General features: G+C 70.9%; 12 protein-coding genes. 5 read left to right on the forward strand and 7 right to left on the reverse strand.

The window, feature by feature from the left end; genetic code table 11:
• Window positions 1-282: 282 nt before the first annotated feature.
• Window positions 283-618, forward strand: coding sequence for a hypothetical protein (locus ACIBQZ_RS33925; RefSeq protein ID WP_396093012.1), 336 nt, complete (start codon window positions 283-285; stop codon window positions 616-618).
• On the opposite strand, the gene serA is transcribed toward ACIBQZ_RS33925, so the two are convergent.
• Complete coding sequence (serA, locus tag ACIBQZ_RS33930) at window positions 615-2,213, reverse strand: phosphoglycerate dehydrogenase (protein WP_396092929.1); 1,599 nt, start codon at window positions 2,211-2,213, stop codon at window positions 615-617. The two genes, ACIBQZ_RS33925 and serA, sit on opposite strands and share 4 nt — an antisense overlap.
• Before the next feature lie 174 nt (window positions 2,214-2,387).
• Between serA and ACIBQZ_RS33935 the strand changes: the two genes are divergently transcribed.
• Window positions 2,388-3,728: a hypothetical protein gene (locus tag ACIBQZ_RS33935; protein WP_396092930.1), complete on the forward strand. Its 1,341-nt coding sequence runs from the start codon at window positions 2,388-2,390 to the stop codon at window positions 3,726-3,728.
• A 47-nt stretch (window positions 3,729-3,775) separates the two neighbouring features.
• On the opposite strand, the gene mpgS is transcribed toward ACIBQZ_RS33935, so the two are convergent.
• The 5 genes from mpgS to ACIBQZ_RS33960 form a co-directional block, all read right to left on the reverse strand.
• Window positions 3,776-5,026, reverse strand: a complete 1,251-nt coding sequence (mpgS, locus tag ACIBQZ_RS33940) for a mannosyl-3-phosphoglycerate synthase (protein ID WP_396092931.1) — start codon at window positions 5,024-5,026, stop codon at window positions 3,776-3,778.
• Window positions 5,027-5,205: 179 nt separating this feature from the next.
• Window positions 5,206-6,219: a ketol-acid reductoisomerase gene (gene ilvC / locus ACIBQZ_RS33945; RefSeq protein WP_396092932.1), complete on the reverse strand. Its 1,014-nt coding sequence runs from the start codon at window positions 6,217-6,219 to the stop codon at window positions 5,206-5,208.
• A gap of 26 nt (window positions 6,220-6,245) precedes the next feature.
• Window positions 6,246-6,761 carry an acetolactate synthase small subunit gene (ilvN, locus tag ACIBQZ_RS33950; RefSeq protein ID WP_023561968.1) on the reverse strand — a complete coding sequence of 172 codons (516 nt, stop codon included), beginning with the start codon at window positions 6,759-6,761 and terminating at the stop codon, window positions 6,246-6,248.
• A 5-nt stretch (window positions 6,762-6,766) separates the two neighbouring features.
• A complete protein-coding gene (locus tag ACIBQZ_RS33955; protein ID WP_396092933.1) occupies window positions 6,767-8,599 on the reverse strand; it encodes an acetolactate synthase large subunit in 1,833 nt (610 codons plus the stop codon).
• Window positions 8,600-8,750: 151 nt separating this feature from the next.
• The gene (locus ACIBQZ_RS33960) at window positions 8,751-11,135 is read right to left on the reverse strand and encodes a putative bifunctional diguanylate cyclase/phosphodiesterase (RefSeq protein WP_396092934.1); all 2,385 of its coding nucleotides are present in this window, start codon (window positions 11,133-11,135) and stop codon (window positions 8,751-8,753) included.
• A gap of 146 nt (window positions 11,136-11,281) precedes the next feature.
• Here ACIBQZ_RS33960 and ilvD point away from each other — a divergent pair, with 146 nt between their 5' ends.
• On the forward strand, window positions 11,282-13,129 hold the full coding sequence (ilvD, locus tag ACIBQZ_RS33965) for a dihydroxy-acid dehydratase (RefSeq protein ID WP_396092935.1): 1,848 nt from the start codon (window positions 11,282-11,284) through the stop codon (window positions 13,127-13,129).
• A gap of 105 nt (window positions 13,130-13,234) precedes the next feature.
• Here the strand turns inward: ilvD and ACIBQZ_RS33970 are convergent, their stop codons facing one another.
• A complete protein-coding gene (locus tag ACIBQZ_RS33970; RefSeq protein WP_396093013.1) occupies window positions 13,235-13,921 on the reverse strand; it encodes a lytic transglycosylase domain-containing protein in 687 nt (228 codons plus the stop codon).
• A 198-nt stretch (window positions 13,922-14,119) separates the two neighbouring features.
• Here ACIBQZ_RS33970 and ACIBQZ_RS33975 point away from each other — a divergent pair, with 198 nt between their 5' ends.
• Together ACIBQZ_RS33975 and ACIBQZ_RS33980 are read left to right on the forward strand one after the other, a co-directional pair.
• Complete coding sequence (locus tag ACIBQZ_RS33975) at window positions 14,120-14,443, forward strand: hypothetical protein (RefSeq protein WP_396092936.1); 324 nt, start codon at window positions 14,120-14,122, stop codon at window positions 14,441-14,443.
• Window positions 14,444-14,449: 6 nt separating this feature from the next.
• On the forward strand, window positions 14,450-14,737 hold the full coding sequence (locus tag ACIBQZ_RS33980; RefSeq protein ID WP_396092937.1) for a nucleotidyl transferase AbiEii/AbiGii toxin family protein: 288 nt from the start codon (window positions 14,450-14,452) through the stop codon (window positions 14,735-14,737).
• The last annotated feature ends 103 nt before the right edge of the window (window positions 14,738-14,840 follow it).

The raw sequence follows: 14,840 nt of genomic DNA on the forward strand, positions 1-14,840 counted from the left end.
CCCCGGACGCGAACAACCCCCGTCGATCGCGGCAACGATCGCGGGGGCTGTCACGACAGGTACGCGTGGCTCGCGCCCGCCGGGGGTGCATCCTCCGCACGGAGCGACCACGGAAGTGTCACCCGAAGACACGCCCACGTAGCCCGTGCGGCAGGACCAACGCTAGCGATGCGGACTAATGTCGCGCAAGACGCATCCCCCGCGTGTCGGGGCGACAACCGACTCCGCCGCCCGGCGGTATGGCACCATGCGCCGGTGAGTTTTGACCTCGTGGTGTGGGCCATGGACAACGCGGCGCTGCCGGACGACGTACGCGCCGCCAACGCCCGGTGCGCCCGCGGTGATCACCCGCAGCGTCCCGCCGATCCGCGCGTCGTCGCCTTCTATGACGCCCTGACCAGCAACTACCCCGACCGCGGCCCGCGCGCCACGCTCGCCGGCTCGCCCTGGGCCAGCGCCCCGCTGCACGCCGCGGCCGACCACATCCAGATGCGGCTGGACGAGGGCTGCCCGGACGCGGTGCTGGAGACGATCGAGCGGCTCGCCGGTGAGCTCAATCTGGACCTGCTCGACCTGCAGGACGGCACGGTGTATCCGCCGCCGGTCAAGACTCGTTAGTCCTCGTCGCGCAGGTCGGCGATGCTGCCCTTGGCCGAGCCGATCGCGGCCGCCACCGCCGAGAGCAGCTCCGCGTCCACCGAGGAGTCGACGGTCAGCGCCATCAGCGCCTCGCCGCCGGCCTCCCGCCGGGCCACCTGCATCGCCGCGATGTTGACGCCGGCCTCGCCGAGGATCGTGCCGATCGCGCCGACGACGCCGGGGCGGTCCGGGTAGCGGAAGAACAGCAGCACGCCACCCGCGCCGAGCTCCAGGTCGAACTCGTCGACGTGGGTGAGCTTGCACGACTCGCGGGTGCCCGTACCCGTGACGCTCCCGGACACGCTGACCGTGCGCCCGTCCGGGAGCGCGCCGCGTACCGTGACCAGGTTGTGGTGGTCGGAGACCTCGCGGTCGACGACCAGCTCGACCTCGACGCCGCGGTCCGCCGCGAGCTGCGGGGCGTTGACATAGGTGACCTGCTCCTCGACCACCGAGGCGAACAGGCCCTTGGTGGCGGCCAGCTTGAGCACGGCCACGTCGTGCGACACGATCTCGCCGCGCACCTCCACGGTCACGCTGGCCGCGATGCCGCCGGCGACCGCGGTGAAGACCTTGCCGAGCTTCTCGGCGAGCCCGAGCAGCGGGCGCACGTCCTCGTCGACCGCGCCACCCTGCACGTTCACCGCGTCCGGCACGAACTCGCCCTGCAGCGCCAGCTTGACGCTGCGGGCCACCGACAGCCCGGCCTTGTCCTGCGCCTCGACCGTGGACGCGCCCAGGTGCGGGGTGGCCACCACGTTGCTGAAGGCGAACAGCGGCGACTCGGTGGTCGGCTCGGTGACGAAGACGTCGATGCCGGCGCCGGCGACCCGGCCCTCGGCCAGCGCCTCGGCCAGCGCACGCTCGTCGACCAGGCCGCCGCGGGCGGCATTGATGATGCGCACCCCGGGCTTGACCGTGGCCAGCTCCTTCTCACCGATCAGCCCCAGCGTCTCGGGGGTACGCGGCAGGTGGATCGAGATGAAGTCGCTCTCCCGCAGCAACTCGTCGAGCCCGACCAGCCGCACCCCGAGCTGCGCGGCCCGGGCCGGCTGGATGTACGGGTCGTACGCGATCAGCCGGGTCCCGAACGCGGCCATCCGCTGCGCGAACAGCACGCCGATCCGCCCCAGCCCGACCACCCCGACGGTCTTGCCCTGCACCTCGACGCCGGTGTAGCGGGCACGCTTCCACTCGCCCCGCTTGAGTGACGCGCTGGCGTCGGCGGTGTGCCGGGCCACGGCGAGCAGCAACGCGATCGCCTGCTCGGCGGCCGACACGATGTTGGAGGTCGGCGCGTTGACCACCATGACGCCGCGCGCGGTGGCGGCGGCGACGTCGACGTTGTCCAGGCCCACGCCGGCCCGGGCGACCACCTTCAGCCGCGGCGCGGCGGCGACCGCCTCGGCGTCGATCCGGGTGGCGCTGCGCACGATCACCGCATCGGCCTCGGCCAGCGCGGCGAGCAGGGCGGACCGGTCGGTGCCGTCCACGTGCCGGACATCGAAGTCGTAGGCCAGCACATCGATGGCGGCGGGGGCCAGTTCCTCGGCGATGAGTACCACGGGAGTCATATGTCTCCACTTGTTCGTCTCGCAGGCGGCCGGCCGCCGACCTTTCCGCGATCGTAGGGTGTGGCGTCGGGGTTACGGCATGTCATGGTGGAGTGACCGGCCTCACACGCACGAAACCTTGCGGTGCGTCGGGCGGCCCGGTCTTTGTCGCACCGGACCGCTAGCCTCCACGGCATGTCTGAAGCACCGGCCGAGGCCGAGGAAGTCGACGAGGACCACGGCTCGGCCATTCCCGAGCCGCCGCGGCGGGTGCCGTTCGGAGTGGCGGTCACCGTGGCGCTGCTCGGCATGCTGGCCCTGCCGCTGATCCTGCTGGCCATGGTGACGCTGTTCTCCGGCGCCTCCTACTCCGACGACGTCGGCGAGGCCACCCTGCGCGGCCTGGGCGCCTCGGCCGTCGCGGTGTGCGCGGTGCTGGTGGTCGCGGTCGCCTGGTCGTTCGTCCGCGACGGCAACACCATCGGGCCGATGGTCGTCGGTGTGCTGGTGGTGGTCGCCGGGCTGATCATGCTGGCCGTGGGGGTGGCCGGGGAGAGCCCGGACACCGAAGGGCTGCGGGTCGGCGTGCTGGCGCTGGTGCTCGGGTTGGGGGTGCTGCTGGTGCCGCTGCTCGGGCAGGGGCCGGCTTACCTGGCGGCGCGCAGGGTGTGGTCGCGCGCGGAGCGGGACTGGCTGCGGGAACTGACCACGCCGGAGGCGCCGCCGGTCTATCAGCAGCAGTGGCAGTATCCGGCGCCGCAGCAGCAGTGGGGTGGCGCACCGCACCAGGTTTATCCGGCCCAGCCTGGATATCCGGGCCAGCCGGGATATCCGGCTCAGCCTGGTCATGCGGGGCAGCCGGGGCATCCCGGGGGCCGGCCGGAGCAGTCCGGCTTTGCTGCCCAGCCCGGTTATCCGGCCCAGCCGGGGCAGTCCGGCTATGCCGGGCAGCCGGGGTATCCCACGGCCCAGCCGGGGCAGGTCGGTTCTGCCGGCCAGCCTGGCTATCCGGGGCAGTATCAATACCCGCCGCAGCAAGGTCAGGGGTGGACCGGGCAGCAATACCAGGCCTGGCCCGACGCCGCGGCCGCGCCCTGGTCCGGCCAGCAGCAGCCCACGGCGGAGCCTTCCTCGGCGCCGCCGGCGCAGCCTCACTCCGCGCCACCGGCGTGGTCATCCTCGGCGCCATCCGAGGGTGCTTCAGCCGGCACCAACCCCGCCGACAACGGGCCCAACCCCGCCGACAGCAGGCCCGGCCCCGCCGACAGCGGACCCACGCCTGCCGACAGCGGACCCACGGCGGCCGACAGCGGACCCACGGCGGCCGACAGCGGACCCACGCCTGCTGAGAGCGGACCCACGGCCGCCGACAGCGGACCCACGCCCGCAGAGCCCACCGCGGCCGTGACCGAACCCTCCGCCGATCCCACTACCGCCCTGTCCGACCCTCCGGCCGAGAGCACGCCGGTGCCCCTGGCCGCCGCCCAGCAGGCCCCGACCGAGCAGATCCGCCCCGTGCCGCCTCAGCACCAGTAACAACGCCTGAGGTCCCGGCAGGCGCACCGCCGCCGGGACCTCAGGCGTCAGACCGTGGGACGCGGGATGCCGTGCCGTTCGATCGATGGCGACGGCGCGTAGCCGGCCGAGGCCTGGCCGTCGAACTGCCGGAAGGTCAGCGCCTCCGCGTCCAGCCCGTCGTAGAGCAGCTCAAGATCCAGGCTGCCGACGGGTGGGTAGACCCGCTCGCGCGGCGGTTCCTGGCCGACCTCCAGCGCTCCCTGCGACACCATGAACTCGATGATCGCCTGGCGTACCGAGGGCAGCGTGACCGGCGAGTGGTAGACCACGTTCAGCGCCTGCATCCGCATGCCCTGCACGTGCTCCTCGCCCTTGTTGTCGTGGAAGTGCGGGTTGCGGGTCTCGATCTGGAGCACCGGCACCGAGCTCGCCATCACGTCCGGGCTGGCGCTCTCCAGGATCCCGCCGAACTGCTCGAAGAGGTCCATGTACTCGTACGGCTCGACCGCGAAGCCGCCGGCCAGCCGCAGCTTCAGGCCCAGGTCCAGGGTCATCGCGTGCTCGCCCGCGTTGCCGGTGGCGATCACCTCGGTGCCGAAGCCGGAATACTCGGCGAGGAAGCGGTTGAGCCACTCGTTGGTGATCTCGGAGCTGCGTCCGCGGCGGCTGAAGAACAGCCGCCCGTCGCGCAGCTTCGGCTTGGAGTGCCAGGAGATCCGGACCATCGAGTACGGGCTGGCCGCCAGGTGCAGCCCGGCCGCGTACGCCTTGCAGTACTCGTGTACCGCGCCCGGCACGTAGTTGTCGGCGTCGACGTAGCCCAGGTAACGCCGGCCCGTCATCGCGGCCAGCGCCATGCCGATCAGCATCGCCTCGCCCTTGCCGGCGCGGACCAGCCCGTCCTCGCCGATCAGTTCCTCCATCCCGGCGGCCTTGAACGCGGCGGCCAGTCCGGGGTCCTTCTGGTGCACGCTGATCGCCGACCGGCCGGCCAGCCGGCAGAACTGCTCCAGCGTCTGCGCCTCGATCTCGTATCGGTCCACCGGCAGCTTGTCGCTGTTGGAGACCAGCACAATGAGGCAGTCGTGGGGAATTCCGGAGAGCACCCCTTCGATGACGCTTCGTGACTCATTCATGCACGGCACGACGATTACCATTTGCGACTCGACCGCGCGTAATGCCTCCGGCGGCACGATTCGGCTGCCCGCCGACGAGGCGTCATGCACGGCGCCCGAGTCGAGCTCGATCACCCTCTGGAGCTCATGAATCCGGACTGCGCCGAAGCGCTCACTCCGGAAAGAATCAGCCAGTCGCATGCGGCGAATCTACCTGCTGTTGTCACGGCCGCAGTGCCCGAACAGTACACAATTCGATGACGACGCCGGCTTGGTAAGCGGGACGTAACGCCCAGGTTTCAGGTAATCGAATGGTCACGCAAAACGCCGGGTCGCGGTGCCTTACGGCACGGCGACCCGGCGCCTGAGGACATTAAAAGTCAGGCTGTTTCGGTGATCGGGCGGTCCACCCAGCTCATCATGTCGCGCAGCTTCTTGCCGGTCACCTCGATCGGGTGCTCGGCGCCTTCCTTGCGGAACTGCTGCAGCCGCTGGCCGCCGTTCTCGTCGTCGGCGATGAGCGCCTTGGTGAACTCGCCGGACTGGATCTCGGCGAGGATCTTCTTCATCTCCTGCTTCACCCCGGCGTTGATCACGCGCGGGCCGCTGACGTAGTCACCGAACTCGGCGGTGTCCGAGACGCTGTACCGCATCCGGGAGATGCCGCCCTCGTACATGAGGTCGACGATCAGCTTCAGCTCGTGCAGGCACTCGAAGTACGCGATCTCCGGGGCGTAGCCGGCCTCGGTGAGCACCTCGAAGCCGGTCTGCACCAGCGCGGCCGTGCCACCGCAGAGGACCGCCTGCTCGCCGAAGAGGTCGGTCTCCGTCTCCTCCTTGAACGTGGTCTTGATGACGCCGGCCCGGGTGCCGCCGATCGCCTTCGCGTACGACAGCGCGAGCGCCTGGGCGCCACCGCTGGCGTCCTGCTCCACCGCGATGAGCGCGGGCACGCCCTTGCCGTCCACGTACTGGCGGCGGACCAGGTGGCCGGGGCCCTTCGGGGCGACCATCGCCACGTCCACGTCGGCCGGCGGCTTGATCAGCTCGAACCGGATGTTGAGGCCGTGACCGAAGAAGAGCGCCTTGCCGGCGGTCAGGTTCGGCGCGATCGACTCGGTGTAGATCTTCCGCTGGGCGGTGTCCGGCGCCAGCACCATGATCACGTCGGCCCAGGCGGACGCCTCGGCGGGCGTGAGCACCTTCAGGCCCTGCTCCTCGGCCTTGGCGCGGCTCTTCGAGCCCTCCTTCAGGCCGACCACCACGTCGACGCCCGAGTCGCGCAGCGACAGCGAGTGCGCGTGGCCCTGGCTGCCGTACCCGATAACAGCGACCTTGCGTCCCTGGATGATGGACAGGTCGGCGTCGTCGTCGTAGAACACTTCGGCGGTCATTGGTTCCCTCTCGAATCTTGGTTGAATCAGGCCGCGCGCAGGGCGGGGCCGGTGGTGATGGAACGCGAGCCACGGCCGATGGCCACGAGACCCGACTGCACCATCTCCTTGATGCCGTACGGCTCGAGGTCGCGCAGCAACGCATCGAGTTTGTCGGGGTTGCCGGTCGCCTCGATCGTGAGGGTGTCCGGAGCGACGTCGATCACCTTCGCCCTGAACAGCTCGACCGTCTCGAGCACCTGGCCGCGCACGGTGCGGTCGGCCCGCACCTTGACCAGCAGGAGCTCGCGCTGGACCGACTGCTGCGGGTCCAGCTCGACGATCTTCAGGACGTTCACCAGCTTGTTGAGCTGCTTGGTCACCTGCTCCAGGGGTGAGGAGTCGGCGTTGACCACGATCGTGATGCGGCTGACGTCCGGGTTCTCCGTCTCGCCCACCGCCAGCGAATCGATGTTGAAGCTCCGCCGCGAGAAAAGACCCGAGACCCGGGCCAGCACGCCGGGCTTGTTCTCCACGAGCACGGACAGGGTGTGTTTGTTCATGGCGGTCACAGATCGTCCTCGTCGAAGGCCGGGCGCACGTCCCGGGCGAACATGATCTCGTCGTTGCTGGTGCCGGCCGCGACCATCGGCCACACCATGGCGTCCTTGCCGACCGTGAAGTCGATGACCACCGGCCGGTCGTTGATCTCCATGGCCGCCTTGATGGTCGCGTCCACGTCGTCCTTGGACTCGCAGCGCAGGCCCACGCAGCCCAGCGCCTCGGCCAGCTTCACGAAGTCGGGGATGCGGTGCTTGTGGGTGCCCAGCTCGGTGTTGGAGTAGCGGCCCTCGTAGAACAGGGTCTGCCACTGCCGGACCATGCCCAGGTTTCCGTTGTTGATCACGGCGATCTTGACCGGGATGCCCTCCAGCGCGCAGGTGGCCAGCTCCTGGTTGGTCATCTGGAAGCAGCCGTCGCCGTCGATCGCCCACACCGCGGTGTCCGGGCGGCCCACCTTGGCGCCCATCGCGGCCGGGACCGCGTAGCCCATGGTGCCGGCGCCGCCGGAGTTGAGCCAGGTGCCCGGCTTCTCGTAGCGGATGAACTGCGACGCCCACATCTGGTGCTGGCCCACGCCGGCGACGTAGATCGCCTCGGGGCCGACCAGCTCGCCGATCCGCTCGATCACGTACTGCGGGGCCAGGGTGCCGTCGGTGGGCTCGTCGTAGCCCAGCGGGTACCGCTCGCGCAGGTCGTCGAGCTGGGCCCACCAGCCCTGGTACGCGGTGACGCCGCCCGCCGTGCCGGAGACCGCGGCGATCAGCTCGTCGATCACGTGCCGGGCGTCGCCCACGATCGGGACGTCGGCGTGCCGGTTCTTGCCGATCTCGGCCGGGTCGATGTCGGCGTGCACGACCTTGGCGTCCGGCGCGAACGAGTCCAGCTTGCCGGTGACCCGGTCGTCGAAGCGGGCGCCGAGGGTGACCAGCAGGTCCGACTTCTGCAGCGCGTACACCGCCGGGACGGTGCCGTGCATGCCGGGCATGCCCAGGTGCTGCGGGTGCGAGTCGGGGAACGCGCCGAGCGCCATCAGCGTGGTGACCACCGGGATGCCGGTCAGCTCGGCCAGCTTGCGCAGCCCGTCGGTGGCGCCGGCCTTGAGCACGCCGCCGCCGACGTACAGCACCGGGCGCTTGGCCGCGGCGATCAGCCGGGCCGCCTCGCGGATCTGCTTGCCGTGCGGGTGCAGGGTGGGCCGGTAGCCGGGCAGGTCCAGGGTCGGCGGCCAGGCGAAGGTGGTCGCCGCCTGCAGCACGTCCTTGGGCACGTCGACGAGCACCGGGCCGGGCCGGCCGGTCAGCGCGAGGTGGAACGCCTCCGCCATGATCTGCGGGATTTCCTCGGGGGTCTGGATGAGGAAGTTGTGCTTGGTGATCGGCAGCGTGATGCCCTGGATGTCCGCCTCCTGGAAGGCGTCCGTGCCGATCGCGGGGCGGGCCACCTGGCCGGTGATCGCGACGATCGGCACCGAGTCCATGTACGCGTCGGCGATCGGCGTGACCAGGTTCGTCGCGCCCGGCCCGGAGGTGGCGATGCAGACGCCGACCTTGCCGGTGGCCTGCGCGTACCCGGTCGCGGCGTGCCCCGCGCCCTGCTCGTGGCGGACCAGGATGTGCCGGACCTTGGAGTCGTACAGCGGGTCGTAGGCGGGCAGGATGGCCCCGCCGGGGATCCCGAACGCCACCTCGACGCCGAGCGCCTCGAGCGACCGCACGAGCGAGCCGGCCCCGGTGGCCGGGGTCGGCGCCACCGTGACTACGGCCGGGGCGCCGGCTGCCGCCGCGACGGTAGCCGGGGTGGCACGGTGAGCGAGAGTCTCGGGAGTGGGTCTTGTCATGGCGTTCCGACCTTCGTTCGGGGTGGGTCATCCTCATACGTGAGCAACAAAAAAGGTCCTCGTGCCGAAGCACGGGACCTAGCGCACTGTCATCTCTCCGGAGGAGGGACAGTGCGCTCACATAAGTACTCGGGACGACAAGCACATGCGTCTAAGACTGCCCCATCTCACGGGGTGCGTCAACTGATCTCACATCTTGGTCACCCGTTCGCGAGCCGTCCTCGATGGCGAACGCCGGATCGGTCGGCAGCAACGCTCTGACCTGCCGCATCCCGGGTCCCAGCATGATCACCTGACTGCGCGCGGGCGCGCTCGGCGGGGCCGGCGGCCGGGCCCGCTGCACCGGCACCGGCCGGGCCCCGGAGGACCGTACGGTCTCCAGCTGGGCCTGCAGGTGCTCGGCGGGCACGCCCCAGCCGAAGAGCGAGCCCTGGCCCAGCCGGCAGCCGGCCTCCTCGACGATCGCCCGCTGCGCCGGGGTGCCGATGCCCTCGGCGAGTACCTCGAGCCCGAGCCGGTGACCCAGCCGCACCACCACGTCCACCAGCGGCGCCGCCGTGCCGGTACGCGACTCCGGCTCCGCGACCAGCGCGTGGTCGATCTTCAGGATGTCCACCGGCAGGTTGCGCAGCTGGCCCAGCGACGAGTAGCCGGCGCCGAAGTCGTCCAGCGCGATCCGCACGCCGGTGGAGCGCAGCTCGCACAGCCGGCGGATCAGCTCGTCCATGTCGGTGGCGACCGCGTGCTCGGTCACCTCGAGGACCAGCCGCTGCGGCGGCACGTGGTAGCGCTCGAGCACCTCGGCGACCTGACCCGCGTAGTCGGCGGCGTGCAGCTCCTTGGGCGACAGGTTCACCGACACCCAGACGTCGTGCCCGCCGGCCAGCCACTGGGCGAGCTGGCGGCAGGCCTGGTCCAGCACCCAGGAACCGATCATGCCGATCAGCCCGGACTCCTCGGCCACCGGGATGAACTCGTCCGGCCGGACCGCGCCCAGGTCGGGGTGGTGCCAGCGGAGCAGGGCCTCGGCGCCGACCGGCCGCATCGACGGCAACGCCACGACCGGCTGGAAGACCAGGCGCAGCTGCTCGCGTTCGATGGCGTGCCGCAGCTCGTTCTCCAGCACGCTGTGCCGGCGCAGCAGCTCGTCGTAGCGCTTCTGGTAGCGCTCCACGCGGTTCTTGCCGCGCTGTTTCGCGTACCGCAGCGCCAGGTCGGCGTCGCGCATCAGCTCGCCGGTGTCGCCGGAGACCGGCGAGTCGGCGACGCCGACGCTCGCGGAGAGGAAGACCGAGCCCTCCTCGGTCTCGTAGGGCTCGCTGAGCACGGCCAGCAGCCGCTTGCCGGCGACCATCGCCTCCTCGGGCGTGGCCCACATGAGCACCGCGAACTCGTCACCGCCGAGGCGCGCCGCGACGTCGCCGTCGCGCAGGTTGGCGCCCAGCCGCCGGCCCACCTCGGCCAGCACGGCGTCGCCGACGTCGTGCCCGCGCATGTCGTTGACGTTCTTGAACCCGTCCAGGTCGAGGCCGACCAGCACCCGGGCGCGTTCCCGCACGGCCGGCTCGCGCAGCGCCCGGACCAGCCCGCGCCGGTTGGCCAGCCCGGTCAGCGGGTCGGTGTGCGCGAGCTCGCGGAAGTGCGCCTCGCGCTGGCCCAGCCGCAGGGTGTGCCGCTTCACGTCGACCAGGGCCAGGTATTGCCGGGCGACCAGCGCGAAGCCCTCGATGCTGACCCCGAGGAAGCCGAACACGTCGAAGACGCCGCCGACGGCCAGGTGGTAGCCGAGCGCGCCGACCAGCGCGGACATCGGCACGAAGGCGTACCCGGTGTTGCGCTGGGTGACGTCGCCGATCACCTCGACCGGGCGGTCCGCGACCTTGACCGCGCGGGCCACCACGACCAGCCCAGCGGGCAGCAGCACGGCGCTGAGCAGCACCACGACCGGCCAGCTGCGGCAGATGCCGCTGGAGAGCGCGGTCGCGGCGACGGCGACCATGGTCACCCCGGCGGCCACCCGCACCGTGATGTGCCGCGGCCGGTGCGCGTGCATGGCCAGCACGGTGGTCAGGCCCAGGGCGATCGCGGCGACCCCGGCCGGCAGCAGCATGGACAGGCAGCGCCCGGGGGTCTGGTCGCCGAGCAGCCGGGTGGGCTCGGAGACGAGCACCCAGCCGACGAACCACAGCGCCGCGGCGACGACGAACCCGTCGAGCAGGTGCCGCGCCGCCGCGCCCGGGGTCTCCGCGGCGCCCGGCAGCATCAGGGTGCCGGTCAGCAGGGTCAGCGTGCCGAGCGCCATCGCGACCGCCACGGCCGAGGCCAGCTGCGCCGGGGCGTGCATCAGGAAGAGGTTGCTCAGCAGACCGGCCAGCGCGGCGGCGGTGGTGACTGCGGCGCCCGCGGCCAGCAGCAGATGGGCGCGCCGTGCGGCGCCGGTGTGTTTGCGGCCGGAGTTGGCCAACAGGGCGACGGCCGGGACCGCGACCAACAGGCTCGCCAGCCCGGCCAGCTCCACGCCGGACGGTGAGTGCACGGGAACACTCTGCCGCACTCTTCACCGTTTCGGGAGCCAACGGATAGACCGGTTTCGAACCGCAACACATGATCGCCGTCCCGCGCAGTGGACGCAGGGTCGCCTGACAGCACTGCGGTCCTTACCGGCGGTGGCAGTATGTAGTCATGCCTGAGCTGCGCTCCCGGACCTCGACCCACGGTCGGACGATGGCCGGCGCGCGCGCCCTGTGGCGCGCCACCGGCATGACCGACGACGATTTCGGCAAGCCGATCGTCGCCATTGCCAACAGCTTCACCCAGTTCGTGCCCGGTCACGTCCATCTGAAGGACATGGGCGGTCTGGTCGCCGACGCGGTGTTCGCCGCGGGCGGCATCGGGCGCGAGTTCAACACCATCGCGGTCGACGACGGCATCGCGATGGGCCACGGCGGCATGCTCTACTCGCTGCCCAGCCGCGAGCTGATCGCCGACGCGGTGGAGTACATGGTGAACGCGCACTGCGCCGACGCCCTGGTCTGCATCTCGAACTGCGACAAGATCACCCCGGGCATGCTGATCGCGGCGCTGCGGCTGAACATCCCCACGGTGTTCGTCTCCGGCGGCCCGATGGAGGCCGGCAAGACGGTCGCGATCGAGGGCGTGGTGCACGAGAAGCTCGACCTGGTCGACGCGATGAGCGCCAGCGCGAACGAGAACGTGACCGACGCCCAGCTCGACACCATCGAGCGGTCGGCCTGCCCGACCTGCGGCTCCTGCTCGGGCATGTTCACCGCGAACTCGATGAACTGCCTGACCGAGGCGATCGGCCTGGCCCTGCCGGGCAACGGCTCGACGCTGGCCACGCACGCCGCCCGCAAGGCGCTGTTCGAGCGGGCCGGCGAGCTGATCGTGGACATCGCGAAGCAGTACTACGAGCACGACGACGAGTCGGTGCTGCCGCGGTCGATCGCGTCCCGGGATGCCTTCGAGAACGCGGTGGCCCTGGACGTGGCGATGGGCGGCTCCACCAACACGGTGCTGCACCTGCTGGCCGCGGCCCGCGAGGCCGAGCTGGACTTCAGCGTGACCGACATCGACGCGGTGTCGCGCCGGGTGCCGTGCCTGTCGAAGGTCGCCCCGAACAGCCCGAAGTACCACATGGAGGACGTGCACCGGGCCGGCGGCATCCCCGCGCTGCTCGGCGAGCTGCACCGCGGCGGCGCGCTGCGGACGAACGTGCGCTCGGTGCACTCCCCCGACCTGCAGAGCTGGCTGGAGACCTGGGACATCCGCAGTGGCAACCCGAGCGAGCAGGCGCTGGAGCTGTTCCACGCCGCGCCCGGCGGGGTGCGCACCACCCAGCCGTTCTCCACCGAGAACCGCTGGGCGACGCTGGACACCGACGCGGCCGAGGGCTGCATCCGGTCGGTCGAGCACGCGTACACGGTTGACGGCGGGCTGGCGATCCTGTTCGGCAACCTGGCCCCGGACGGCTGCGTGGTGAAGACCGCCGGCGTGGCCGAGGAGCTGTGGAAGTTCAGCGGCCCGGCCCGGGTCTTCGAGAGCCAGGACACGGCGGTCGAGGGCATCCTCGGCAAGCAGGTGGTGGCCGGCGACGTGGTGATCATCCGCTACGAGGGGCCGCGCGGCGGCCCGGGTATGCAGGAGATGCTCTACCCCACGAGCTTCCTGAAGGGCCGCGGCCTCGGCAAGGCGTGCGCGCTGATCACCGACGGCCGGTTCTCCGGCGGCACCTCGGGCCTGTCCATCGGGCACGTCTCCCCGGAGGCGGCATCGGGCGGCCTGATCGCCCTGGTCGAGACCGGCGACGAGATCTCCATCGACATCCCCGGCCGCACCATCACGCTCAACGTCTCCGACGAGGACCTGGCCCGGCGGCGGCAGGCCCAGGAGCAGCGGCCCAAGCCGTACACGCCGGCCGACCGGCAGCGTCCGGTCTCGGCGGCGCTGCGCGCCTACGCCTCGATGGCGACCAGCGCCAGCGACGGCGCCTACCGCAAGGTCCCCGAATAACTCGGTACGCGAGACCGGGGCACCCACCAGCAGCACCCACCGGCCGGCCGCCACGCACGAAGCTCCGTGCGTGGCGGCCGGCCGGTCGGCTGCCGGGCTGAATCGTCAGTAGGAGCCGGTGCTCTCGGAACGCGACCACGCCCCGCACGGCGTCTGATACCGGCCCTTGATGTAACCCAGCCCCCACTTGATCTGGGTCGCCGGGTTGGTCTGCCAGTCCGCCGCGACCGAGCTCATCTTGCTGCCCGGATACGACTGCGGGATGCCGTACGCGCCGGAGCTGGGGTTACGGGCGCGGTGGTTCCAGCCGCTCTCCTTGGTCCACAGCTTGTTGAGACAGCCGAACTGGCTGATCGGGAAGCCCGCCGCGATCATCAGGGCGCAGCCGATCTTCCGGTTGCCACTGAACTCGTTGCAGGACGAGGGGATCGGCCCGTCGTACGGCACGGTCCCGGCCTTCTTCGCCTCGGCCCGGCGCTTCTCGTCGGCCTTCTTCTCGACCACCTTGCGATCCAGCATCCGCGCGTTGCCGGCGGCGACCTGGGCCACCGCACCGGCCTTGGCGGCGGCCTCGTCCTCGGCCTCCCGCTGGTGCGCACGCGCGGCAGCGTGCCGGCCGTGCCGTTCCTTCAGCAGCCGGATCTCCGCGGCGTCCACCGCGACGGAATCGGCCCGGTCGCCGAGCGCTTGATCCTGGTGCTGCCGACCGACGTGCACGCCGCCGGCGAGACCGCCCACGAGCAGGCCCACCGAGGCCACCCGGATTCCGATCCGGCTCCAGAGCCGTTCCACGAACATGCCTCCGATGGGGTCCGACGCAGCGAACGTTCACCTTGGCCTATCGGGCGGAGGAAGGGAAACAGCGCCGAGCGGCTATGCACTGAATCACACTGCCTCTGCCCGCGAACCCGGTTTCTGGGTGGTCCCGGCGATCGGCCCGCTCCAGGCCACAGTTGGCCCGTAGCCCTGGGTGGATGCGAGGATGAGCGGGTGGGTATCAACCAGATGCTGTCCCGGACGGGCGGTGTCGACAGCCGTATTCCCGGCCGGGGAGAGTTCGCTGGTCCAGCGGTCGGCCTGGTCGAGCTGCCCAATCGCCTGTGCTGGTCCGGTAGCCCCGTGTTCGACGTCACTGATCCGCGTCGGCGACTGACCCTGTACACGACGCTGATCGGTGAAGGGCAGCGCGCTGACCTGGCGCAGTGGATCAACTGGACGCACCTGACCGAGGACTGGCCGAAGATCCGACGACTGACCGCCAGAGACCTCATCGGCGTCTGGGAGAAACAGCTCCCAGACCTCGCAGCGGTCTGACCTGGCGTGGACCCGTTCCACCAACGGCTTGCCCGGACAGCCTTCGACGCCTCCGACGACCTCGGCCTCGTCCTGGCCGGCGGGTATGCGATCAGCGCTCACCACCTGACCAGCCGCCCCTCTCGCGACCTTGACTTCGCGACCATGTCCACGCTGCCTCTTGACGTCATCACGGACCTACATCGTTGGTCCCGATCCTGGGCGGACGACCTGCGCACCCGGATCGCCACGGACGACGTTGCGAGCCAGCCGTCCGCACGGGATCCAGACTGGGACTCGTATCTCGACGGTTGAGCAGGCGGGCCGACAACGTAGATGTCACCGAGCCCGGTTGCCTCCACAAGCTGCGTCGTCCCCCGTGCCCGGCCTCGATCAGGCCGGGCACGGACGGACTTCC

Origin of the sequence: Actinoplanes sp. NPDC049599, assembly GCF_044465625.1 — a bacterium.
GTDB lineage: Bacteria > Actinomycetota > Actinomycetes > Mycobacteriales > Micromonosporaceae > Actinoplanes.